This is a genomic window from Helicobacter pylori SA37A (genome assembly GCF_000476015.1).
Lineage (GTDB): Bacteria > Campylobacterota > Campylobacteria > Campylobacterales > Helicobacteraceae > Helicobacter > Helicobacter pylori_DB.
In genome coordinates, this window is record NZ_CBOO010000005.1 from 1 (window position 1) to 24,477 (window position 24,477).

The following is a 24,477-nucleotide window of genomic DNA, read 5'->3' on the forward strand; positions in this document are numbered from 1 at the left end:
GCATTACTGCACTTACACATCTACCCTATCAAGCACATAGTCTTTGTGCGAGCTTCAGGGAAAGTTCATCTTGGAGTTGGCTTCCTGCTTAGATGCTTTCAGCAGTTATCACATCCGTGTGTAGCTACCCAGCGATGCTCTTGGCAGAACAACTGGTGCACCAGTGACACGTCCATCCCGGTCCTCTCGTACTAGGGACAGCTCTCCTCAACTTTCCTACGCCCACGGCAGATAGGGACCGAACTGTCTCACGACGTTCTGAACCCAGCTCGCGTACCGCTTTAAATGGCGAACAGCCATACCCTTGGGACCTGCTCCAGCCCCAGGATGCGATGAGCCGACATCGAGGTGCCAAACCTCCCCGTCGATGTGAGCTCTTGGGGGAGATCAGCCTGTTATCCCCGGGGTACCTTTTATCCTTTGAGCGATGGCCCTTCCACACAGAACCACCGGATCACTATGACCGACTTTCGTCTCTGCTTGACTTGTATGTCTTACAGTCAGGCTGGCTTGTGCCATTACACTCAACTTGCGATTTCCAACCGCAATGAGCCAACCTTTGCAAGCCTCCGTTACTTTTTAGGAGGCGACCGCCCCAGTCAAACTACCCACCAAGCATTGTCCTGCCTGTGGATAACACAGGCCAGTTAGCTAACAGAAACATCAAGGGTGGTATCTCAAGGATGGCTCCATAAGAGCCAAAGCCCTTACTTCAAAGCCTCCCACCTATCCTGCGCATGATATTCCCATTAGCAGTGCTAAGCTGTAGTAAAGGTCCACGGGGTCTTTCCGTCTTGCCGCGGGTAGGAGGAATTTTCACCTCCACTACAATTTCACTGAATCTCTGGTTGAGACAGCTCCCATCTCGTTACGCCATTCATGCAGGTCGGTATTTAACCGACAAGGAATTTCGCTACCTTAGGACCGTTATAGTTACGGCCGCCGTTTACTCGGGCTTCAATTCAACGCTTCATCTTGCGACTGACGCATCCTCTTAACCTTCGAGCACCGGGCAGGCGTCACACCTTATACTTCCTCTTACGAGTTGGCAAAGTGCTGTGTTTTTGGTAAACAGTCGGGAGGGACTCTTTGCTGAGACCACATCGCTGTGGCACACCTTATCGCGAACTTACGGTGCTAGTTTGCAGAGTTCCTTAACCAGAGTTCTTTCACGCGCCTTAGAATACTCATCTCATCTACCTGTGTCGGTTTGCGGTACGGACGACTATGGATATGCTTAGAGGCTTTTCTTGGCACGACGGTATCAGCGATTCTCCCTTTGTCCTAAAAGGACTCAAAGAGCCTGTTTGGGTTTCAAATACAGAGGTGGATTTGCCTTCCCTCCAATCTACGCCCTTAGACTAGCGCTTCCATCAGCTAGCTCGCTTAACCCTATGCGTCCCCCCATCACGCTCCATAAGTCGGTATTGGAATATTAACCAATTTGCCATCACCTACCCCTTTCGGACTCGGCTTAGGACCCGACTAACCCTACGATGACGACCATCGCGTAGGAAACCTTAGATTTACGGCGGATACAATTCTCATATATCTTATCGTTACTCATTCCTGCATGCTCACTTCATACCGCTCCAGCACTCCTTACCGGTATACCTTCAACGCTGGTATGAACGCTCTTCTACCACTGTGTCAAACACAATCTACAAATTCGGTGTCTATCTTAGCCCCGTTATATTTTCAGCGCATGACCACTAGACCAGTGAGCTGTTACGCTTTCTTTAAAGGATGGCTGCTTCTAAGCCAACCTCCTGGTTGTTTGAGTAGCCACACATCTTTTTCCACTCAGAATAGAACTTAGGGACCTTATTTGGTAGTCTGGGTTGTTCCCCTTTTGACGATTGATTTTATCACCCACCGCCTGACTCCCAAGATACGATAAAAGGTATTCGAAGTTTGATAGGGTTTGGTACCGCGGCGAGCAGCCCTAGCCCAATCAGTGCTCTACCCCCTTTTATTATCACTTGAGGCTATACCTAAATATATTTCGAAGAGAACCAGCTATCACTAAGTTTGTTTGGCCTTTCACCCCTATCCACAGCTCATCCCAACCCGTTTCAATGGGTACGAGTTCAGTCCTCCACGCGCTATTACACGCGTTTCAACTTGGCCATGGATAGATCACTTAGCTTCGGGTCTGCAGCATCTGACTCAAGCGCCCTATTAAGACTCGCTTTCGCTACGGCTTCGCATTCGCTTAACCTTGCCAGATACCACAACTCGCAGGATCATTATGCAAAAGGCAGTCCATCACCCTGATAAATCATAGGGCTCTGAATGATTGTAAGCAGATGGTTTCAGGTTCTATTTCACTCCGCTCACTGCGGTTCTTTTCACCTTTCCCTCACGGTACTTGTTCGCTATCGCTCAAAGAGTAGTATTTAGGGTTGGAGAGTGGTCTCCCCGGCTTCAACCTGGATTTCTCGTGTCCTGGCCTACTCTGGATACTGCTACCTAAGAACGCCTTGTCGCATACAAGGCTATCACTTTCTATGGCTTACCTTTCCAGGTAACTCTGCTAAAGCGTTCTCTTGGATATTGCAGTCCTCAACCCCGAATGCAAGCACTCGGTTTGCCCTTTTCCCCGTTCGCTCGCCACTACTTAGGGAATCTCGTTGATTTCTTTTCCTCTAGTTACTGAGATGTTTCACTTCACTAGGTTCGCTCTCTATTAAAGAGTAACTAATATCTCTATTAGTTGGGTTGCCCCATTCGGACATCTACGCATCAAAGCTCCTTGACAGCTCCGCATAGCTTATCGCAGTCTAGTACGTCCTTCATCGCCTCTCTTTGGCAAGGCATCCGCCATCTGCTCTTAAAAGCTTGTTTTAAATTTTAAAATATCCTTTAAAACCCGCCCTTTTATAATGAATAACGACAATTGCACCAATATTCTTTAGCGCTACCACTGCCTTAGTGAATATAAGACAGAGTTATTGTAGTTTTACTTTACTTTTACATAGGCTATTAACAATATTAAATCAAATAACTCCGTTTTATTCAAAAACCCGCTATAATAAGTTTAAATTTTAAACCCTTTTAAGAAGACTAAAAATGTTTAACCTTTAATCTCTTTGCTTATCAAGTTACTAGCTTTAGCTTTTATATATTTTATATTAGCTTGCTATATAGCTTGTTTGGTTGTCAAATTAAAGAACTTTTTAAAGCTTGTCTTTAAAAACGAAATGTAATTATAGACATATGATGCTTAAAGTTTGCTTAAAGTTTTGAGAATTTGAAAGAAAATTTAGAGTTTGAAAGAAAATTTAGAGTTTGAAAGGAATGGATAGATAAAAATTATTGGAAATGATGGGGGAGCGATTGGAATTAAGGGGGTAGAGAATAAAGCTTTAAGATAAAACACATCATTAAATCAAACATTTCATCAAATAAAGTGCATCATTAAAATAAAACGCATCATTAACCATTGATTAAATACCGCTAGATACAATACCGCAAGTCATTTTTTTTTCAAAAAAGGGGTAGAAATGGCATTCATTCAATCATTCAATCATTCAATCATTCAATCATTCAATCATTCAATCATTCAATCATTCAATCATTCAATCATCCAATCATCCAATCATCCAATCATCCAATCAAGCGATCAAGCGATCAAGCGATCAAGCGATCAAGCAACGCTACCATAACTTTTATCCCTTTTACAAAAATCCGCTTAAAAATCTTTTACTTTTTATTATTCCCTCTATTATTAACCTTTTCATTAACCCGCACCACATTTTTAAAAAATTTGATTCCATAAGCCCCATTTTTAAATCAGTGGGGCTTACAGAGTTAAATTCAATACAAGGAGAAGATGATGGCAAAAGTAGAAGTGGAGTTAAAAGAACTCCATGAAATTTTAGTGGATAGTAAATATTTTTATCAGGTTCCTGATTACCAACGCCCTTATGTGTGGGATAAGGATCATTTAGGGGCTTTGATTGATGATTTAGTGGGCAGCTATACCAACAACAGAGAAGATCAATATTTTTGTGGCTCTATTGTGATTGCTGAAAATCCAAAAGATAAAAGATGGGATGTTGTGGATGGCCAACAAAGACTAACAAGTTTTATTATCTTGGCTTGCACGATTTTAAGGCTTTATAAAGATAGTCTTGGGCAAAAATCTAAGGCTTATATTGAAGAGAGCATTTATGACAGATACGATAAAGAAAAAGAGCGTCTGAAGTTTTTAACCGCTCAAAATTACAACAGCATTTTTGAAAACACGGTGTTAAACAATTTAGAGTTTGAAGACAACATTAAAAAGAGCGAGTGGAATAAGAAGTTTGATGGAAACACTTATTTGCGTAACGCTTATTATTTTAGAGAGCTATTGAATGAGAGCATGGAAAATGGTTCAATAAGCGATATGGATGATTTTGTCAAGTGGTTTTATGAACACATTGCTTTGACTAGGATCATTTGCTTTGAGCAAGACAGTGCGATGCAAATCTTTCAAGTGTTAAACGACAGAGGCCAACCCTTAAGCCCTATTGATATTTTAAAATCCAGTTTGATGCAAGAAATCAAGCAAAATGATGAAAGGCGTAAGGACTTTATAGCCACTTGGGATAAGATAGTTGATGCTTGCAAGAGCGTTGAAGGCATAGATATTGATTTAGAAGACTTTTTTAACATGTATTTAGAATACGCTGATCCTAGTTCGTCTAAAAAGAGAGCCGATAAGGGATTAAAAAAGGTGTTCAAAGACAGCAAGAAAAACGCTTGCGAGTTTATCTATGAAGTCAGCGAGTTTATGAAGTCTTATACCGATTTGCTAAAAAAGCAAGACCGATATATTTACTTATTAAGATACCTTCCTTCTAGATTTTGGGCCAGTATTTTAACGACAGCCCTTTATGTCAAATACCCTGATTTTGACGCTTTGAAAAAGCTTTTGGTGTCTTATTATTATCAAACTTGGATTGCAGGAGGCACGATCACGCGCATCAAGCAAACGAGCATCAACATTATCAAAAATGTTAAAAGCAATAAAGACATTGAAACCATCCAAGAGCTTATACTGGATAACATAGAATCTTATAACACCTTTGACCAATACCTCTATAATTTGTGGGAGAGCTCTTCGGTTTATCCTAGCAAATGGGTGCGTCCTGTCTTAGCCCTCGCTAACTATTTCATGGCAGATGAAGAGAAACCCCATTTTATCGCTATGGATGCCGAAACCCAAGTGGAGCATATTTTGCCCCAAACGCCCAAAAGAGGCAGTCAATGGAACGCGGATTTTAACAAAGAAAAAAGAGAAGAATGGGTAAATAATATCGCAAATCTAACCCTTTTAAAGCGTAAAAAGAACGCAAAAGCCTTAAATGGGGATTTTGATGAAAAAAGAAAAATTTATGGCGGCAAAGACCCAAGCAAAGTGATTAGCTGTTATGACATCACTAAAGAATTGTATAGCAATTATAGGAAGTGGGATGAGAAGTCTCTCCAAAAGCGACACGACTTTTTGTATGAAATTATCACGCCTATTTTACACATAGAAGGGCAAGAAGAGGAATATGAAGATGATTTTGATCTAGAATGATTAAAGATTATCAAGCATAAAAACAACAAAGGGGATAATTAATGCCTAAAAAAGAACCATTAAAGATAGCAAAGAAAAGGATTTTTAAAAACTTCTTAGAAGAAGCCAAACAACACCGCCCCATTGTTTTCTATACAGATAACGATTGTGATGGCATGTTGGCTGGCAGCGTTTTAATGTCTATGTGTTACAGACTGGGTATTAAAGATTTCTTTTTCTTTAGCCCCTTAAGGAATGCACATGGTTATGGTTTCACTGATTTAGCCCTAAACGATTTATTGTCTCAACCTTGTATCTTTAACCCTAAAACCAACCAATTAGTCCGCCTAGATTGCATTAAAAACCAATTTCAAAAAGACCCCTTATTGTTTAGCGCTGATTTGGGGGCGGATTTGGCCGCTGATACACAATTGCAAGAAATCTTATTAGAACATTTTGAACAATGCATCATCACAGACCACCATAAGAGTTTTGAAGTTGATTGGATTGATGAAAACAAAATCGCCTACATTAACCTGAATGATGAAAAAGACGCTAACTATTATAGCGGGGCTTTCACAAGTGCTTTAGTGTTTAGTCAAATCTTTCAAACGCAAACCACTCCTTTAGAAGAAGAATTGATCGCTATCACGCTTTTAAGCGATCGCATTGATTTGGATCATGGGGATAATTTGGATATGGTTTTGAATTTAGTGCAACCTAAACATGACCGCATTAAATGCTTTTTCAAAGACAAAGATCTTTCTTTAGCCCAAGACGATTTAGATGAGATTTCTAACTTATACGGTTTTAATTGCATCAATTACATCAACGCTTTAAGCCGTTTGAGTGGGGCTAGAGAGTTTAAGGGTTGTTATGATAGCTATTTGCACTATTTGGTTTTAAAGCATTTCAATCCCATAAACGATCCGCGCTTAAGCGCCTTTAATGTTAAGGAATTCAAAAGATACAACGACATTAAAAAGAAAATGGTGAAAGAAAGCGAAGAAAACGCTCAAATTTTTCCTTGTAACAAAATATTAGTGGCTCTTTTAGATGAAAGCTGTTCTATTAAAGTAGGTGTTAGCGGTTTAGTGGCTAATAACTTTTTAAAAAAATACCCCCTCAATCGCTCTCTTTGTATCTATAGAGACAATAAAGACGGGTATAGCGGTAGCGCTAGAGGTGATAGGAATTTTTTAAGCCAGATTAAAACCATTCCTTTAATACAAGCTGGCGGGCATGAGGAAGCTTTTGGGTTGAGCTTTGCAAAAGAGGATTTTAAAAAAGTAATCAAAAGCTTACAAGCCTTATAAAGTCAAATAACGCTAAGGCTGAATTTAAAAAAGAGGACTTGACATGTTATTGGATTATGATTTTTTATTGTTATTGAATGATGAGAGCGGGAATCCAACCAGATACTACTATTTGTTACAAGATTTTGAAAAGGATTTTGTGGCTAGTAAAGTGGCTCAAAATGGAGCGAAGCGATTCGTTAAGGAGATCATTGGGAGCGAGAAAGCCTCTAAAACTAAAAACAGAGCCATTGAAATTTCTAACACGAAAGCTTCTGCTATTGGGAGCGAAACGATTGGAAGTTATGATCTTAAAAAGGCGTGTGAGAAAATCAAAAGCGCACTACCTTTTGGGATCATCTCAGCCTTTAAACCCTTTAAAGACGCTTTTTACAGAGATTTCAATCATAATGAGCAAAAATTACTGATAGGGGCAACTAAAAGCGGTTGCATTCAATCTAGCGCTGATAAACTAGCTCAGTTAAAAACGCGCTTAATCTACTGGCAGGACAAATCCGTTAAAGTGGATTGGGATAAACCCATTTTGATTAAGGACTTCTTTAAAGGCAATAATTACCTTTATAGGAGGCTTTGTTTTTTATTGGGGAAGCATTTTATGGACAGATTTTTAAAGAATAACGCTAAGGCGAGCGTGAAAGACTTTATGTCTAGTAAGGAGTTTGTCGCTAAATACCGATACACCCCCAAGCAAAATACAGAAAGAGCGAAAAAGCTGCAATCGTATTTAGAGAATAAGCGTGATTTTATAGGGTTTGTTCAAACGCTTAACTCTTTAAAAGACAACCCGCAAGATCCTTTTTTACCCAATGAAGAAATAAGCTTTTTGGTGTTCGCTAATGAACCTACTATCGTATTTAATTTAAGGGATTATTTATTGGTGTTAGCGCAAATCTTCAACCAACAAGCGATCTGTTATTGTGAGAGCAAATGCCCTATAGGATTAATCAACGCTTCACCGGGTAAGGACTTTAACAAGACACAAGACAGCTTTTCAGACATCAAATTCTCAACGCCCAATCAATTAGAACAATCCCTCAACGCTCTTAAAAACAAGCTAAGCACATTCTTTTCAAAACACCCTGATAAACATAACGGCATGGAGTTTAATGAAATAGCTAAAACTCAAATAGAAGCGCTTTATATGCCGCAATCTAACGATGATCTTGATGATTTTCGCGAGCATCTTGAAGAGAGTATTAAAAGTTTTATCAGAGCGAAAAAAAATCGTTATGGTTTTCCTAGAATCTTTGATGTTGCAGACATAGAACAAGAAGAGAGGGAAGTCATTGAATGGCGAGAAAAAGAGAGAGCGTCAAAACAAAGCTACAAACAAAACCTTCAAATCAACAAAATCGCTAACGATTTAAAGCGTGATAAGGTAGTGGATAAAAGAACGATTTTAAGCGTGATAGACACTGATATAGAGCGTGGTTCTATCCCGCCTAAAGATTTGTTAAAGCAATTAGAAAAAATCAGCGCTTCTCTTTCTAAAGACATCGTAATAGCGATAAAGCAAGTAGAAAAATTAGAGCTTAACTACGCGCTAATAGACAATATCCAACACAACACGCTTGATGACACGCTTGATTTTACCTTTATTATTGGGGATTCTTTGAGCGTTCAGTCGCTTTATGTTACCTTTGATCTTGTGATTGACATGGATAGACCCATGAGCGAGCAGTTCCTCAACCATATTGGGGAATTGGGGAGTTTTGAATCTAGAGAGCAAGCGTTAGAGTGGGTGCGATTAACACAAGCTAAACTGATCATTGAAGTGCCCAAAGAAGTGCTAAAAAATGCGCAATTATCGCAAATTGAAGAAATATTGACTGGCTGTATTTTTAATGGCGCTTACCGTCTTCAAAACGATCTTAAGAAAGGGCGATAGACATGGAAATTTTAAATAAAATTCACCCCACAACAAGGAGGAACAAGCCATGCCAAAAAGATAAAAAACATTAAAAAACATTGAACGACCGATTATAGCGGAATTTAAAACAAATTTTTACCAAGGAGTATTTTATGGGTTTTCAAAATGAAAATAAATTAAAAGTAGGCGCGTCAGTCAAAGCCACAATCAATGACAAAGTGGTGGAGGCTAAAGTCATTAATATTGGGTTTAATCGTGTAACCTTAAGGAGCCAAAAAGGACAACAAGGTTCTTACGCTTTCAATAGCGAAAAATTCTTAAAATGGTTCAATAAAGTTCCATTGACCGAGCATATGAAACTTCACGCTGAAAAAAGCGCTGATGACTTGTTAAAAGGGGTTAAAATCGTTACGAGCGGTCCGAGTGTTAAGGAAAGGACTACCACTCCTAAAGAAAAAGAGGATAGGTTTAAACTCGCTTTTGGATTTAGAGAGGCTAACGAGGAGGGCGTGAGTGTGTCAGAGATTATGATTAGGGACTATACTTTAACAGAGAGAAAAAGTAGGCTTGGTGTTTTATTATCTCCGATGCTCTTTAGTGGGAATGGTAGTCAAATTTCGGCGGTTATTATTACCGCTCTTGCGAATGCGAAAGGTTTTAATAAGCATACCGATGCGGAGTGGGTTAAAATGATTGAAGCTCGTAACGAGGAATTATGCGATGTGGATAGTTTTGATAACTTAGATAGGGTCGCGATTACCTTGTATTGTAATGTAATTAAATACTATGCGGAGGGTAGAGAGGAGCTTCAAAACGATTTTAACGACTTTTCCCCTGATGGTTTTTGGGCGAAGTATTTACCTAAAAATAAAAACGAGGCGTTATTTGTAGCGCAACTCTTATGCGATGGCGGTATTAATAAATATGGGTTAAGTTGTGCGGGTCTTACTGAAAACTTGTTAAAAGACATTGAACCTAATTTCGGTTTAGCGACCACTAATGAAATTGATGAGTATCTCGCTAATGAAAACGAGGCGGAGGGTGAAAATTTAGAAAACTAACCCCCCCTTTGGGGGTCTTTTTTTAATCTCTCTTTTTTTTCTTGTATCTTTATTTTTCAATTTGCTTGCTTATTTTAGTTTTAACGCTCTTTTATTGATTAGTCAATGTTTTTTGATTAAAGTTAAAAAAGCGTTTAAATCCATTTATAGCGTTCTTTTAAGAAATCGTGCGCAGATACCCATTTTCGCTCAGCATGACATACAAGCGCCCCATGATTTCTTTCTTTTCTTCCATGTCTAGTTGGTTGTTGTCTTCAATTTTTTGTTTTAAAAGGCGCTCGATCTCTTTAGTGTCATAGTCTAAATCGTCTAGCACGTCTAAAATCGTTTGGGCTTCGCAAATATCTTCCACTTCATAATCGCCTTTTTCATCAAAAACCACGCTAAATTCCGTAGGGTGCGTGAATAAATTGTGTTTCATGCCTAAAACTTCTTGATAGGCTCCCACTAAAAAGAACGCTAAAAAGTATTCTTCTTCATCTATGTCTATATCATGCAAAAACAAGGGCTTCGTGGAATCAAAAGCGATTTCCCCATCGCTATCGCAAGTAATATCCCACAAGCTCGCGCTCCTGGTGGGCTTTTCATCTAATTTATTCAAGGGCATGACCGGGAAATTCTGTCTCAAGCCCCAATAATCCGGCAAGCTTTGGAAAAACGAGCAATTCAATAAATAGCGCTCTTGGACCTGCTCTTGAATGCGTAAAATATCGTTATGATCCTTGACATAAAGCAATTGCACCGCCTTTTTGACGATCAAATGGGCTAAAACTTCAGTGTTGCTCCTGTCAATCAAATCAATATAGCCCAAATCAAAAAGCGTGAATAACGACTCGGTGTGATCAAAACTATCATGCAAGTATTCAATGGCGTTTTTTTCATTGATATTAGCGAGCAAGTCTAGCATTTCATCAATCAAAGGGGGGTTATTACTTTCTTTGATTTTTAGGGATTTTTCATTGTATTCATGCGAAAACAATTCTAACACCGGGGCCACTAAAACGGCATGGTTAGCGGAAATGTAACGGCCTGATTCAATGAAAATATCCGGCTCTATTTCCTGCTTATTTTTCACAATTTCCCTCAATAAAAACACCACATCAGCGCTGAATTCCTCTAAAGTGTAGTTTTTATCTTGGTGGTGCTTGTGTTGGGTGTATTCTACGGCTAACCCCCCTCCAATATTCACGCTATTGAGATTTTTAGCGCCCATTTTACGCAATTCTGCATACAAGTTTCCCGCTTCTCTTAAAGCCTTTTTTAAGGGCGAAATATCGCTGATTTGAGAGCCTATATGAAAATGTATCATGTGGAAATGCTCTAACAAGTCGTTTTCTTCTAAAAGGCGCATCGCTTCTAAAACTTCAGTGCTGCTAAGACCAAATTTAGAATTGATCCCCCCACTCTTTGCCCAAACGCCAGTGCCAGCGCTGTGCAAACGGATGCGGATGCCAATTTTAGGGCATGCTACAAAATCGTTTTGTTTAGCCACGGCGATAATGGTTTTCAACTCATTCAAACCCTCAATCGTTAAAGTGATCTCATGCTGCATGCTTTTAGCGATAAAGCCAAGCTCAATCATTTCCTTGTCTTTAAAGCCATTCACGGTGATAGGGGCTTTAGGGTTCGTGTAGCTCATCGCAATGATGAGTTCAGACTTGCTCCCGGCTTCTAAACCATAATCCAAACCCTTAGCCCCTTGCACTAAAGGGAAAACAAACGAGGGCATTTGATTGACCTTTAAAGGGAAAACCGCCTTAAAAGCCCCGCTGTATTGATACTCTTTAATCGCTGAAGAAAACGCATCAAACAGGCTTTTGATTTGTTTTTGCACCAAATGGGGGAATCGCACCAACAAAGGCCCTCTATAACCCTTATCGCGCACGCTTTGAACGATTTCTAAAAGCGAGGGGTTTTTGCCATGACAAACTTTAACCAAGCCTTTTTCTATCTTAAATTCGTTATTGCTCCAAAAATTAATCCCATAATCATGGACTTCTTGCATTTTTTATCCTTTTATCACGATAAGGTTTTAAAGAGGTTGGGGTTGTTTTTAAAATCTCTGATCGCTTCTTCATAAACTTTTTCAATTTGAATGACTGAATTTTCTAAAGTGTAGTTTAAAGCGCTTTTAGCGTATTCGTTTTGCATTCTTTCTCTTTCAAGCTTGTTTTCTAACCACCAATCTATTTTAGCGCTCAAATCTTTAGCGTTATTGGGCTCAAATAACGATCGTTCATCTAGCGCGAATTGCCTGGTCGCGCTTAAAGGGCTATTAGCGATAACAGGCACAATCCCCACGCTAATGGCTTCCAAACACGCAATCGCTTCGCTCTCCACATTGGCCGTATGCACATAAAGGGTGCAGGTTTTTAAAATCTCTAACAATTCATTAGAATTGACAAACCCAAACTCCGTTTTTACGCCTAGTTTTTGGGCTAGAAGTTTGATTTTTTTCTCATCAGGCCCTTTGCCTTTGAGTAATAATACAATGTCTTGTTTGTATCGGCTTAAAGCAACCGCTTTGATTAAAACGCTTTGATTTTTTTCATTAGAATAGCGCCCTACCATAGCGATTTTAAAGGGTGTGGTGTCAAAAAGGCTTTTTTGCGGGTGCTCAAATTTAAACATGGGATCAAAGCCGTTAGAAATAGCGTATTTTTTCCCTCCATAGTTGTATTTTTCCAATTCTTCTACAATGAATTTTGATGGGCAATGGATATGGTGGATATAGCGGTAATGCGAAGATTTAAACCATGAAAAAAGCATCATGTTGAACCAAGAAAATTGCCCCAATTTCATGTTATAAGAAATATGCTCTGGCTGTAAATGGAAAGAGCCAATGTAAGGCACTTGCATTTCTCGCGCGATTTTTACGGCTGTTTTTTCTAGCAAAAAAGGCAAATAAGTATGGATCATATCCGCTCCCTTAAAAGCCTTTCGTAGAATTTTTTCATCCGGTTTAGCAAAAAGAATGTGTTGTTTGTGTGAAATTTCTGTAACTAGGGGGATATAGCGCTCTTTAAGGTTGTAATACCCTTCTTCTTCACTCCCTAAATTATTCACATGAGGGGCGACCACTCTCATCACATGCCCTCTTTTTTTCAGTGCTTCAAAAAAACGAAACGCTGTCATAGAAGTGCCATTACTGGTGTCTTTAAAGCTATCCACGACTAAAACAATAACCATTTAACTACTCTTCTTTAAAATTGAATTTAAAAGGCTTTTTATCAAACACCACGATTTCTATCATTCCCTCTAAAACCTGAATGTCTAACACAAACGCCTCTATTTTTATTTCAGCTTTTTTCACGCCATCTTGAATCACTTGCGCTTTAATGAGCGCTTCTTGATTCAATTCTAGTGGGGCATAAAAATTGATGTTATTAGAAACCACCACGCTGTATTTTTTATTCAACGCGCACAAGGCCGCATAATTGCACGCAAGAAGCACAAACCCGGCATGCACAAAATTTTCTTCATACACCATGTTTTCATTGCCCTTGAAACGGACATGGGCGATGTTTTTTTCTAAAACGACCAATTCAGTGCCAACGCTTGGTTTGAAATTCTTACAAGTCTCTAAAGAGTCATAATCCACATGAACGACTGATTCTTGCACTATCTTATCCTTTATTTTAACGCTTGCTTGGTTTAAGCATCTTAAAATACCCCCTTAAAGGAGCGTCATACCCCTCTAAAGTTTTAGAGTGATCCGTTTTATCCAAAAAATCTTCTAAACTCTGCCCCAAAATAAAATCCGTTTTACGCTGTTCTTTAGGCGTGGTCTTTGAAACGCTAAGAATCTCAAAATTTTCAAACCCCACCCTTTCGCACCACCCTTTTAAAGCACTAACGCTAGGGATAAAATAAACGTTTTTCATTTTAGCGTAAGTTTTTTTAGGGCAAAGGGCGATGTCTAGGGGCGAATCAATAATAAGCGTATCCAACACCAACTCCCCTTTTATTTTTAAAGCATGATACAAGGCTTTTAAAGCCTCTAGCGGGCTTTTCCTGTGGTATAGCACCCCTAAGCAAAAAATGACATCAAAAGCGTTAGGGTATTTTTCATGCAAATCCTTTACCCCCAAAGACTCGTAAATGATTTTTTTTTCTTTATCAAAAAAGGGGGCTAAAAATTCAAATTGTTTTTTGACTAAAACGCCCGGATCAAACCCCACCAAACTTTTAGGCTTATGTTCTAGCATCTTAAACAAGTAATAGCCGTTATTGCAACCCACATCAGCCACTATTTTGTCTTTTAAAGGAGTGGCGTTTTTGATTAGATCCCATTTAATAGAGCTATCCCATTCGCTCTCAATCTTGATTTGAGAAATTTCAAAAGGGCCTTTACGCCATGGCCTTAACGCCATGATTTCTTCTAAAAGGGTTTTTGGATTGAATTTATCGTTACAAATGAGCATGACTTACCATAGCGTGGGGGTTTTTTTAAAAAGGGGGGGTTTAAAAGGGATTCTAAATGATGGGAGCTAATCCCATAAATAAAAGCGAAATTAAACGCTAAATTTTTTAATTGCTCTTTCAAATTGTTTTGAGTGGTGTAAAAATAATTGTTGGCTTTTTCAAAAAAAACCACGCTATTTTTACGATAAAACACGACAATTTTCCCCCACGATAAAGTTTCAAGGGCCTTTTGAAGCAGCCTTTCAAACAATTCTTTTGAACCCTCAGCGACAACCACCCTTGCTGTTGTCCCATAAGGAGCGATTTCTAAATTTTTATTCACAAAAAAGGGTTTGCAATGATCTAAAGAATATTCTTTTTTAGCTAAAAGATTCAAGTCAAATTCAATTTTTAATTTCTCGCACAATCGGATCACCCTTTTTAAAGGCTCTAAAAAAATGCATGGCATTTTTAATTCATATTCTTGTTTTTCATAAACTAGAGCGCTGCAAAAAAAGGATTGGTTGAAAACAACTAAATCGCTTTCTTCTAAGTTTTCTTTCAAGTTTTCTTCTAAACGCTCCTGCTTATAAAACAAATGGAACCACTCCAATTTATCAAAAAACGCTATTTTACACCCCTCTAAAATGAATAAATCTTCAAGACTCTCTTTCAAACACCACACAAAGTCGCTCACTATGATTTTAGAAGCGATCTCTAATTCTATGGGGCTTAATAGCGCCCCGACCACGCGCTCATTCAACAAACAAAATTTAAACAAATGGTTCAAAGAATGCTCTATATCTTTAAGCTTGATCCATGCCACATCTTTATCGCTTAAAGGATACTCTCCTGTGTATAAAATCCCATAAGCCCCTAACTCTAAAGCTTTAGGAATGAATGCATGATCTTTGGCCACAAACAAAGAGCCTTTTTGCACCTTATTTAAAGACAAAACAATAGAATTAAAATAGCTGATTGAGGGCGTGTTTTGCAATTCGCCCAAACTCAACTCTACCGCTTCATTCACCCCTAATCGCATTTAGCTGATGAGACTTCCTGCGATTTTTTCTTTGGTGGGGCTAATTAAAGCCAGATTATCGCTATCTCGCACCGCTAAAATCATGCCCTCACTCATTTCGCCCATGAGCTTTGCAGGTTTTAAATTAGCCACCACGCACACCATTTGACCAATTAAATTTTCAGGCTCATAATCCAAAGCGATCCCTGAAATAATCTGCCTCAAACGATTTTCGCCTAAATCCACTTTTAAGCGCAGTAATTTGTTGGATTTTTCAACCCTTTGGGCTTCTTTGATAAGCCCTACTTTAATTTCTATCTTTTTGAAATCCTCAATACTGATATAATTTTCTTGTTTTTGCGAGATTTTTTCTTCTGGCTTTTTTTCTTCTTTTTTGGCTGGGGTTGTTTCCTCCACTTTTTCCATTTTAGAGAATAAAGGCTCGGTGTCTTGCAAGATCATGTCTTGTAAATTTTTAGACTTGAAAAAGCGTTCGTAATGATTAGGCGTGATTTCTATATTAAAAGCGCTCGCTAATTTCATAGCGCTCTTTGGCATGAACGCATAAAGCAAAAAGCTTGATTGCAAAAGCGCATTTGCAATCAAACTCAATAAGGCTTCTAATTTTTCTAATTCATTATTTTTATGCAAAACCCATGGCTCTTCTTTAGCGATGAGTTTGTTTAAAAAATCATAAACACCAAACAATTCTTCTAACGCTTTATGCAACTGCATTTTAGGCACAAAAGAGTTGGCGTTATCTAAAATGTGATGCACTTTTTCTAGCTCTTTAGGGTAATACGCAGTGATTTTTGCGCTTTTTAAAGAATGGTTAAAATATTTTTTAGCCATGCCCAACAAACGATTCAATAAATTCCCTAAATCGTTGTTCAAATTGGCGTTGATCCTTTCTACTAACGCTTTTTTAGAAAAATCCCCATCTTGCCCAAAAGGCACTTCACGCAACAAAAAATAGCGCAATTCTTCAATCCCATACTCCATAGCGAGCTTTTGAGCGTCCAAAACATTACCCAAGCTCTTACTCATTTTCACGCCCTCTATCGTCCACCACCCATGCACGCAAAGCTGTTTGAATAAGGGCAGATTCAAGCTCATCAAAAAGGCTGGCCAATAAATGGCATGGAAGCGCAAAATATCCTTACCCACAATATGCCTAGCGCACTCAAAATGCGCCATTTTATTTTCCAAACCATTCAAATACCCTAACGCGCTCGCATAATTCAATAAAGCGTCTAGCCAAACATACACCACATGTTTAGGATCATTCATTTTTTTAGGTAAAGGAATGCCCCATTCAAAGCTCGTGCGCGTGATGGATAGATCCAATAAGCCTTGTTCAATGAAAGAAGTAACCTCATTTTTACGATAAATGGGCAAGATCGCTTCAGGGTTTTTGGTATAAAACTCTAATAAAGGTTTTTCATACGCGCTCAATCTAAAAAAATAACTCTCTTCTTCTAAAAGCGTGGTCTCTCTCAAGCAATCAGGGCATAAGACTTTACCTTCTGTATTATCCGTTTTAGAGATCGCGCAATAACTCTCACAGCTCACGCAATAATACCCGCTATAAGTGCCTTTATAAATGTCCCCTTTTTCAAACATGATTTCAAAGGCGTTTTGCACGCATTTTTGATGCTCGCTGTCTGTGGTGCGGATAAAACCATCATAATCTAAATTGAAAAAATCCCACTGGTTTTTAAAAATCGCGCTAATGCTATCGGCGTAAGCTTTGGGGCTTTGATTTCTCAGTCTTGCGCTTTGTTCGATCTTTTGCCCATGCTCATCGGTGCCGGTTAAAAAAAAGACTTCTTCGCCTTGAAGCGTGTAATACTTCTTTAAAGTGTCCGCAATCAAAGTCGTATAAGCATGGCCAATATGAGGGATGTCATTCACATAATAAATGGGGGTTGTGATCAGTGATTTTTGCATCTTTATAATCGTGTTACCTTAAATTTGTTTAAATCTCTTAATTTTAACATGCTTTTAAAAATTTAGAGAATAGAGATTGAATTTATGCTTATTTGTGGGGTGTTTTTAGCTTAAAATTCATTATAATTAACGCTCAAAAAATTGAAAAAGAGTTCAAGGAATAGACAGATGATTTCAAAATTTTTGCTCAAAAGCATGTTCAAGCAGTGGAAAAACGGCGATTATCAGGTCGTTTTTTGGGATAATAGCGTTTATAGGAATGGCGAACATTCGCCTAAATTCACCCTTAAAATCCATCGCCCCCTAAAATTTAGCGATATTAAAAAAGACATGTCTTTGACGATCGCTGAGGCTTATATGGACGGCGTGATTGATATTGAAGGCTCTATGGATGAGGTGATGCATTCTTTGTATTTGCAAACCAATTACGAACATTTGCATAAACATGATAACGCTAAAGCTATCCAAAAGCCCATCAAAGAAAGCTCCAACATTTCTAAACATTACGATCTAGGGAATGACTTTTATTCTATCTGGCTGGATGAAACCTTAAGCTATTCATGCGCTTATTTCAAAAAAGACGATGACACCCTCCATGCCGCCCAGCTCCAAAAATTAGATCACACTTTAAAAAAGCTCCACCTAAAACCTGGCGAAAAACTGCTGGATATAGGCTGTGGTTGGGGCTATCTCTCTGTAAAAGCTGCACAAGAATACGGGGCGGAAGTGATGGGGATCACCATTTCTAGCGAGCAATACAAACAGGCTAACAAACGAGTCCAAGAGCTAGGGTTAGAAGATAGAGTAACGATCAAGTTATTGAATTACCAGGATTTAGACGGGCGCTTATACCGCTTTGATAAGGTGGTGAGCGTGGGCATGTTTGAGCATGTGGGTAAGGATAATTTACCCTTTTATTTCAAGAAAGTTAAAGAAGTGTTAAAGAGAGGCGGGATGTTTTTGCTCCACTCCATTTTATGCTGTTTTGAAGGCAAGACTAACGCATGGGTGGATAAATATATTTTTCCAGGCGGTTATTTGCCCTCTTTAAGAGAAGTGATGAGCGTGATGAGCGAATGCGACTTCCACTTGCTCATGGCTGAAAGCTTACGCATCCATTACGCTAAGACTTTAGACATTTGGCGAGATAACTTCAACCACAATCTAGATCAAGTGAAAAGACTCGGCTATGACGAACGCTTTATCCGCATGTGGGATCTGTATTTAAGGACTTGCGCATCCGCTTTCAGGGTGGGGAGCGCGGATTTATTCCAATTGCTTTTAACCAACAGCGTGGATAACACTTTCCCCTTAACCAAAGAATACATCTACCAATAATTTCAGATTTTAGCCCCTTCTTTCAGGCTAACTTCTGGCAAACTCTCCACATACAAGCTCTGTGATGGGAAAGCGAAACTCAAATGGTGCTTTTCTACGATCCCCATGATTTTTAGCATCACGTCTTCTTTAACTTCTAGCCACTCTTCCCAAACCACTGTTTTAGAAAAGCAATACACCAAAATATTAATAGAGCTGTCCGCAAACTGATCCAAAAAGACAAACAGATTGTTTTTATACCCTAAAAAATCGTCAATAGAAACAATATCTTTTTTAAACATGTAGCGGTAATCGCTCGCGTTTTGCAAAGCGCTATCGGCTCCATTGGCGATTTTAGGGTGGTTTTCTAGCATTTCTTTAATGTCTTTCACGCAAAGCTGTAAAGCGCTTTGGCTGGAGCTATAGGTTAAGCCTATTTCCATTTTAATACGCCTTCCCACTTTACGACGGCTCCAATTCCTGATGGGTTTTCCGGCTAACTCTGAATTAGGCACGGACAAAAGAGCGTTATCAAAGGCTCTGATCGTGGTGCGTCTTAACCCCATTTCCACCACCGTGCCCTCCACTTCACCGCACACAATCCAATCCCCTTGAGAAAACGAATTGTCTAACAATAAAATGACCGAAGCAAAGAAATTCGCCAACACATCTTTAACCGCCAAAGCCACCGCTAACCCCCCAATCCCTAAAGAAGCGATGATGGCTGAAACGTTAAACCCTAGTTGTTTCAAAACCCCTAAAAGCGCGACAATGAAGATCAAAAAATACACGACTTTTAAGATCAAGTTGATCACTTCTTTTCTAAAATTGTGCGTGCTTTTGGTAGCCATATTCGTAACTAACGCTTCCCCATAGCCTTTAAAGAGTGCTATCACTAACCATGCTAAAAGCATGATATACACCGCACCCACCCACATAGAAACTTTAGGAGGCGATGCATTAGGGTAGTAGAAAATGTCTAAAGCCACATCGCAACTAAATAACGCTAAAAAGACAGAAACCGGCGAAACAATGCTTTTTTGCACATTGACATGCATTTTTTTATTGCGCTGCATGATTTCAAAAATACGATCCAGTAATAAAGCTAAAAGCCAAGTGATCAACTTCCTTAAACCCAACAATAAGGCTAAAATCGTCAAAGCCAACACGATTTTACTCACTTGCAAGCTATGGGTTGTGAAAGGCAAAACCTTGCTGATCTTGTTTAACACAAAATCCATATTCACTTCCATGATCAAGTTTTTAGGAAGCACTTCTTTAGGGTGGTTTTTGATGTAACGCAAGACTTCGGTGTAAGTGTTCAAACGCAATTCATAATCGCTAAACATCTGCTCTAATTCATGCATTTTGACATTGTCTAAATTTTTAGGGAAAGTGTAGAGTTTGAATTGCCCTAAACGCAAAAGGAAAGCATCGCTGATACTTTCCACATCTTTTTGTTCGCTAAAAATATCAATACTGCTCCTGATTTTATCTATAAAACGATACAAAATTTCATCTATCAATAAAATATCTAAAGACAATCTGTCTTTCATGAAAGTATAGAAATCATCGCCCTTAATGCTTTTAGACAAACGCTTTTTGATTTTTTCCTGCTCTTTTAAATTTTGGTTTATATCAATGCCAATTTTATCCCTTTCATTCAACACTTTAGAAGTCAAACTTTTAATCAAATCGTTCTTTTGGGTGTTATACAGAGAGATTTCAGCGCTTCTTTCAGGGTTTTTCTTATAAGTTTCAATGACTTGATTGAGCTGGTTGATTTGATTGAAAATCAAAAACAAATCCACCGCATCTGTTTCATGCTCTTCAACCGCTCTCAAAGGATTTAAAAAGAGCGATAATACCAATACCCACCACAATAATAAACGCATGCGAAACCCCACTAAAACAAGATAAAATCTTTCTCATAATTTCTAGCGATTATACCAAAAATTAGAAACGCTCCACCCCATAAAGTTACTCATGCAATTTGAAAACGCTTTTTATTTATCCCTAAAAAGCGGGCTTTAGCTCAATTGTGAGCCTCTTTTTAGATCGCTATATTGCTTGATGGCTTTGAGTATTTTTACATTTTACAATTAAAATACAGCCTTAATTTTTAACAAATCTTGCTTTGATTTAATATTTTTATAGCAGGATTTCGCACAGGTCGTAGTCAAAAAGCTTTCCCTGTTCGGTGCGATAAAGTCACGGATAATGTGCATATCTTTTATTCTTACATGTTTCACTTTTTAGGTTTTTATAACCGCTTTTATTGAATGTTTTCATGCAAGATTTGTGTTTTAGGAGTTTCCAACCCTACTTCTTGTGATTGAGCTATTTTTAATGATCAATCTTTAGAAGAAAGAACCATAAAAATGTAGTATCCTATGCCTATAAGAAAAACAAGAATTAAGAAAATGAGTAATCCCCACTCTAAAGAATCCATAACTCCTCTTTAAAGAATGTCAAAAGTGGTGCGCTTGGCAGGACTCGAACCTGCGACCTACGGCTTAGAAGGCTGTTGCTCTATCCAGCTGAGCTACAAGCGCATTGAATGGTATTAATGTTAGGTGGTACGCCCGAAGGGAGTCGAACCCCTAACCCCCAGATCCGAAGTCTGGTGCTCTATCCAATTGAGCTACGAACGCTTACAATTCAAATAAAGGAATGACTAACATAAACTTGGTAAAACGCTTATTTAACGAGATGGGGTGGAAGATGGGAATTGAACCCACGACCCTCAGGACCACAATCTGATGCTCTAACCGACTGAGCTACTCCCACCATTCAATGAAAGGAAGCGATATTCTACCAAAGAATCTTAAACAGAACAATAAATTATGCAAAAAAGTGGTCGGGGCGAAAGGATTCGAACCTTCGACCCCTTGGTCCCAAACCAAGTGCGCTAACCAGACTGCGCTACGCCCCGAAATTTTCACATGAAGCGTTATTATAGCTGAATTTTTTGATTTTTGAGCGTAATTTTTCAAAAATGCCGCTAAAATCAAAAGCGACACTCAAAAATTGTATTAATTCCAACTCCCCCACCCTTTTAAAAAGCTACTTTTTAAAAACAGCTCTAAAGGATTTTTAAGCTTTTTGTTTCTTAAAAACTACTTTCGTTTTTTCATTTCGCTAGAAACTTTTTCATAATGTTCCATGTGTTTTTTGCTCAACTCTTTAGTGATATGCACCATCACTTTGTGATAGGCTTGATTCATGATCTTTCTAATGGCTTGATCATGATCGGTTTCTTTAATCTTATACACAAAAGTTTTGGGGACAAAACCTCCAGAATTGGTGCGCCGCAATTCCACTCTTTCAATCACAGCCTTAATCTTTGAAACATCAATACCAAAACTATGGATGATATCCTCACTTTTTGGCTCAACAAAATTCAAGTTCAAATACCCTGAAGACATGTCTATCACTTTTTCTTCATTAAGCGCATCGCTCTCTTCTACAATATCTTCCAAAATAGCCACATTCCCATCCATGCGTAAAACGAGCAACGCTTTTTCTTTGATGTCTTGAGGGATCTCACTAGCATCTTTAAATTGCGAAACGCTATAGCCCTTTCTCTCTAAAAAATTACTCAATTGGAGGAACAAAGACTTCTCAAATTCTTTTTGATAATTTTCAGGGATAACTTTATTAGCCTCTATTTTAGGATCGATTAAGACAACTAAATGGTTATTTTTAGGCTCTTGTTTGCCTTTAATAGGATAGTGGAAATGCAACTCCACTGACTCACCCATATTATTGTGTTGCTGCTTCATAGGCATCCCATCAGCTAGAGCCGTATAAAACGCCCCACTTGCTAGTAACGATCCTAAAACGATTGCTAAACTACCTTTTTTCATTAAATTCCTTTCTTTCTTTTTATTTAAAATCAATTCCTAATCTTACCCAAAAAATCCCACTTTTAGCGCTATTTTTAAGATAATCATTCCCATTCAATCGTTCCTGGTGGTTTAGAGGTAATATCATACACCACCCTATTAATGCCATTCACTTCATTAGTGATGCGGTTAGAAACCTTTTCTAAAAAAGAATGCTCTAAAAATGAAAAGCTCGCTGTCATGCCATCGCTCGCGTTTACTGCTCTTAAACAAATAGCGTTTTCATAAGTGCGATTATCCCCCATAACCCCCACAGAATTGACATTCAACAGCACGCAAAAAGCTTGCCAAACCTTATCGTATAAACGGGCTTTCTTAAGCTCCTCTATAAAAATAGCATCCGCTTCTTGCAAGCGTTTGATCTTACTCTCACTGATTTCGCCTAAAATCCTTATTGCAAGCCCAGGCCCTGGAAAGGGGTGGCGCATTAAAAAATCCTGGCTAACGCCCAATTCCTTACCCAACAAGCGCACCTCATCTTTAAACAATTCCCTTAAAGGCTCTATGAGTTTAAAGTCCATCCATTCAGGCAGTCCGCCCACATTATGGTGCGTTTTGATCACTTTTGAAGGCCCTTTAACGCTCACGGATTCAATCACATCAGGGTATAAAGTGCCTTGAGCTAAAAACTCAATTTTGCCTTTTAAATGGTGCTTTTTGGCTTCTTTTTTAAACACTTCAATAAAGGTCTCGCCGATGATTTTTCGCTTCAACTCAGGCTCGCTCACGCCCTTTAATTTAGACAAAAAGACTTCTTTAGCGTCTATCGTGTTTAAAGGGATTTGCAAGTCTTTAAACATCGCTTGGACTTTTTCTTTTTCATTTTTACGCAACAAGCCATGATCCACAAAAACAGCGATCAAATTATCCTTAATGGCTCTGTGCAATAGCGTAGCGACCACCGTAGAATCCACGCCCCCACTCACCGCGCACAACACCTTAGCGTCAGCAATTTGTTCTTTCAGCCTCGCAATTTCTCTTTGAGCGAAATGCTGCATCCCCCAAGTTTTTTCACAACCGCAAACTAAAAGGGCAAAATTTTCTAAAATCTTACCCCCTTCTTCGCTTTGAACGACTTCTGGGTGGAATTGCAAGCCAAAAATCTTGCCGTTTTCAATCGCGCAATAGGGCGAATTAGAGCTTTTTGCAAGGGTAGTAAAACCTTTAGGCAATTCTATGACTTTATCCATATGACTCATCCACACAAGGCTTTTAATCTTCACGCCTTCAAAAATCACGGAATTTTGAGCGATTTCTAAAACAGCCTTACCAAATTCTTGCTCATTCGCACAAGCCACCACCCCCCCAAAAAAATCCACCAAATATTGCATGCCGTAGCAAATCCCTAAAATCGGCACATTCAAATCAAAGATTTTTTCATTGGGCTTATAAGCGTCTTTAGCATACACGCTCGCTGGCCCCCCGCTCAAAATCAAACCTTTAGGGGCTTTTTTTTGAATGTTTTCTATGCTTTCAAAAAAAGGGACTATTTCTGTATAAATCCCGCTCTCTCTCAATCTTCTAGCAATCAGCTGTGTGTATTGGCTCCCAAAATCTAATACTAAAATCATCGCTCATTCTTTATTTTTGTTTTTTTGTTTGTGTTTTATCATACTGGCTCTTATAATCCACTCTGTGGCTCTCAGCTAACTCAGGCGCTTTTTGCACAAACCAGCGTTCTAATTTTTCTAGTTCGTATCTGTAATTTCCACCTTTTGAGCAATATTGAGAATCAATCAGCGAAAACGCATAGAGCGTTTTATTTTCTTTAGACTGGAATAAAAACTCCTTATGGAATAGCGCTTTTTTAGGCATGCCGCTCATTAGGGCCTCAGGCAATAAAAAAGCGTCAAAACCACAAAGGACTTTTTTACTCAATTTGTTGCTTTTGGTAACCACAAAAATGAGATCTGTTTTCATGTCTTGTTTAAAAGCTAATGAAAGCACATTTAAAAAGGGCAGAGCTAAACTTTTATCCACCCTAATCTTAAAAGCTTTAAAATCCCCTAATAAGACCCCCATAAACAAAACCAACCCCACGCAACATTTCAAACTCATTTGAAAAACGCTCATCTTTTA

17 protein-coding genes, 4 tRNA genes and 1 rRNA gene are annotated in these 24,477 nt (G+C 38.8%); 6 read left to right on the forward strand and 16 right to left on the reverse strand.

Annotated elements, in window-relative coordinates:
• Positions 1-2,847, reverse strand: a 23S ribosomal RNA gene (locus QT76_RS03470); the annotation flags it as partial.
• Between the two features lie 659 nt (positions 2,848-3,506).
• Between QT76_RS03470 and QT76_RS08275 the strand changes: the two genes are divergently transcribed.
• From QT76_RS08275 to QT76_RS03490, 5 genes are all read left to right on the forward strand, one after another.
• Complete coding sequence (locus QT76_RS08275) at positions 3,507-3,668, forward strand: hypothetical protein (RefSeq protein WP_154213089.1); 162 nt, start codon at positions 3,507-3,509, stop codon at positions 3,666-3,668.
• Between the two features lie 170 nt (positions 3,669-3,838).
• Positions 3,839-5,572, forward strand: a complete 1,734-nt coding sequence (locus QT76_RS03475; RefSeq protein WP_033616613.1) for a DUF262 domain-containing protein — start codon at positions 3,839-3,841, stop codon at positions 5,570-5,572.
• A gap of 41 nt (positions 5,573-5,613) precedes the next feature.
• Positions 5,614-6,867: a single-stranded-DNA-specific exonuclease RecJ gene (locus QT76_RS03480; protein ID WP_033616614.1), complete on the forward strand. Its 1,254-nt coding sequence runs from the start codon at positions 5,614-5,616 to the stop codon at positions 6,865-6,867.
• 43 nt (positions 6,868-6,910) lie between these two features.
• Positions 6,911-8,755, forward strand: a complete 1,845-nt coding sequence (locus tag QT76_RS03485) for a hypothetical protein (RefSeq protein ID WP_080242480.1) — start codon at positions 6,911-6,913, stop codon at positions 8,753-8,755.
• 134 nt (positions 8,756-8,889) lie between these two features.
• Positions 8,890-9,798, forward strand: coding sequence for a hypothetical protein (locus QT76_RS03490; RefSeq protein WP_033616615.1), 909 nt, complete (start codon positions 8,890-8,892; stop codon positions 9,796-9,798).
• Between the two features lie 157 nt (positions 9,799-9,955).
• Here QT76_RS03490 and speA read toward each other — a convergent pair whose 3' ends face one another.
• Genes speA through metG form a run of 6 tightly spaced genes read right to left on the reverse strand, consistent with a single transcriptional unit; the run spans position 9,956 to position 17,173 of the window.
• Positions 9,956-11,803 (reverse strand): arginine decarboxylase, encoded by a 1,848-nt coding sequence (speA, locus tag QT76_RS03495; protein ID WP_001158589.1) that lies wholly within the window; start codon positions 11,801-11,803, stop codon positions 9,956-9,958.
• 14 nt (positions 11,804-11,817) lie between these two features.
• Complete coding sequence (locus tag QT76_RS03500; protein WP_033616616.1) at positions 11,818-12,987, reverse strand: glycosyltransferase family 4 protein; 1,170 nt, start codon at positions 12,985-12,987, stop codon at positions 11,818-11,820.
• A 4-nt stretch (positions 12,988-12,991) separates the two neighbouring features.
• Positions 12,992-13,420 carry a hotdog domain-containing protein gene (locus tag QT76_RS03505; protein WP_001158301.1) on the reverse strand — a complete coding sequence of 143 codons (429 nt, stop codon included), beginning with the start codon at positions 13,418-13,420 and terminating at the stop codon, positions 12,992-12,994.
• A gap of 16 nt (positions 13,421-13,436) precedes the next feature.
• Positions 13,437-14,222 (reverse strand): tRNA 5-methoxyuridine(34)/uridine 5-oxyacetic acid(34) synthase CmoB, encoded by a 786-nt coding sequence (gene cmoB / locus QT76_RS03510; protein WP_033616617.1) that lies wholly within the window; start codon positions 14,220-14,222, stop codon positions 13,437-13,439.
• Positions 14,180-15,244 carry a ferrochelatase gene (locus QT76_RS03515; protein ID WP_033616618.1) on the reverse strand — a complete coding sequence of 355 codons (1,065 nt, stop codon included), beginning with the start codon at positions 15,242-15,244 and terminating at the stop codon, positions 14,180-14,182. The genes cmoB and QT76_RS03515 overlap by 43 nt, the downstream gene beginning before the upstream one ends.
• Positions 15,245-17,173 carry a methionine--tRNA ligase gene (gene metG / locus QT76_RS03520; protein WP_033616619.1) on the reverse strand — a complete coding sequence of 643 codons (1,929 nt, stop codon included), beginning with the start codon at positions 17,171-17,173 and terminating at the stop codon, positions 15,245-15,247.
• A 168-nt stretch (positions 17,174-17,341) separates the two neighbouring features.
• Between metG and cfaS the strand changes: the two genes are divergently transcribed.
• A complete protein-coding gene (gene cfaS / locus QT76_RS03525) occupies positions 17,342-18,511 on the forward strand; it encodes a cyclopropane fatty acid synthase (protein ID WP_033616620.1) in 1,170 nt (389 codons plus the stop codon).
• A gap of 2 nt (positions 18,512-18,513) precedes the next feature.
• Here the strand turns inward: cfaS and QT76_RS03530 are convergent, their stop codons facing one another.
• From QT76_RS03530 to QT76_RS03570, 9 genes are all read right to left on the reverse strand, one after another.
• Positions 18,514-20,385, reverse strand: coding sequence for a mechanosensitive ion channel family protein (locus tag QT76_RS03530; protein ID WP_033616621.1), 1,872 nt, complete (start codon positions 20,383-20,385; stop codon positions 18,514-18,516).
• 583 nt (positions 20,386-20,968) lie between these two features.
• Positions 20,969-21,045, reverse strand: a tRNA-Arg gene (locus tag QT76_RS03540).
• Between the two features lie 22 nt (positions 21,046-21,067).
• Positions 21,068-21,144 (reverse strand) — tRNA-Arg (locus QT76_RS03545).
• Positions 21,145-21,203: 59 nt separating this feature from the next.
• Positions 21,204-21,280: transfer RNA gene (locus QT76_RS03550), tRNA-His, on the reverse strand.
• A gap of 67 nt (positions 21,281-21,347) precedes the next feature.
• Positions 21,348-21,425, reverse strand: a tRNA-Pro gene (locus QT76_RS03555).
• 184 nt (positions 21,426-21,609) lie between these two features.
• On the reverse strand, positions 21,610-22,359 hold the full coding sequence (hpaA2, locus tag QT76_RS03560; RefSeq protein ID WP_033616622.1) for an HpaA2 protein: 750 nt from the start codon (positions 22,357-22,359) through the stop codon (positions 21,610-21,612).
• Between the two features lie 19 nt (positions 22,360-22,378).
• The gene (locus QT76_RS08645; RefSeq protein WP_077367497.1) at positions 22,379-22,486 is read right to left on the reverse strand and encodes a neuraminyllactose-binding hemagglutinin-like domain protein; all 108 of its coding nucleotides are present in this window, start codon (positions 22,484-22,486) and stop codon (positions 22,379-22,381) included.
• Entirely contained in the window at positions 22,443-23,969 is a 1,527-nt protein-coding gene (guaA, locus tag QT76_RS03565; RefSeq protein WP_033616623.1) for a glutamine-hydrolyzing GMP synthase, read from the reverse strand. The genes QT76_RS08645 and guaA overlap by 44 nt, the downstream gene beginning before the upstream one ends.
• Positions 23,970-23,979: 10 nt before the next feature.
• Entirely contained in the window at positions 23,980-24,471 is a 492-nt protein-coding gene (locus QT76_RS03570) for a hypothetical protein (RefSeq protein WP_033616624.1), read from the reverse strand.
• Positions 24,472-24,477 lie beyond the last annotated feature (6 nt).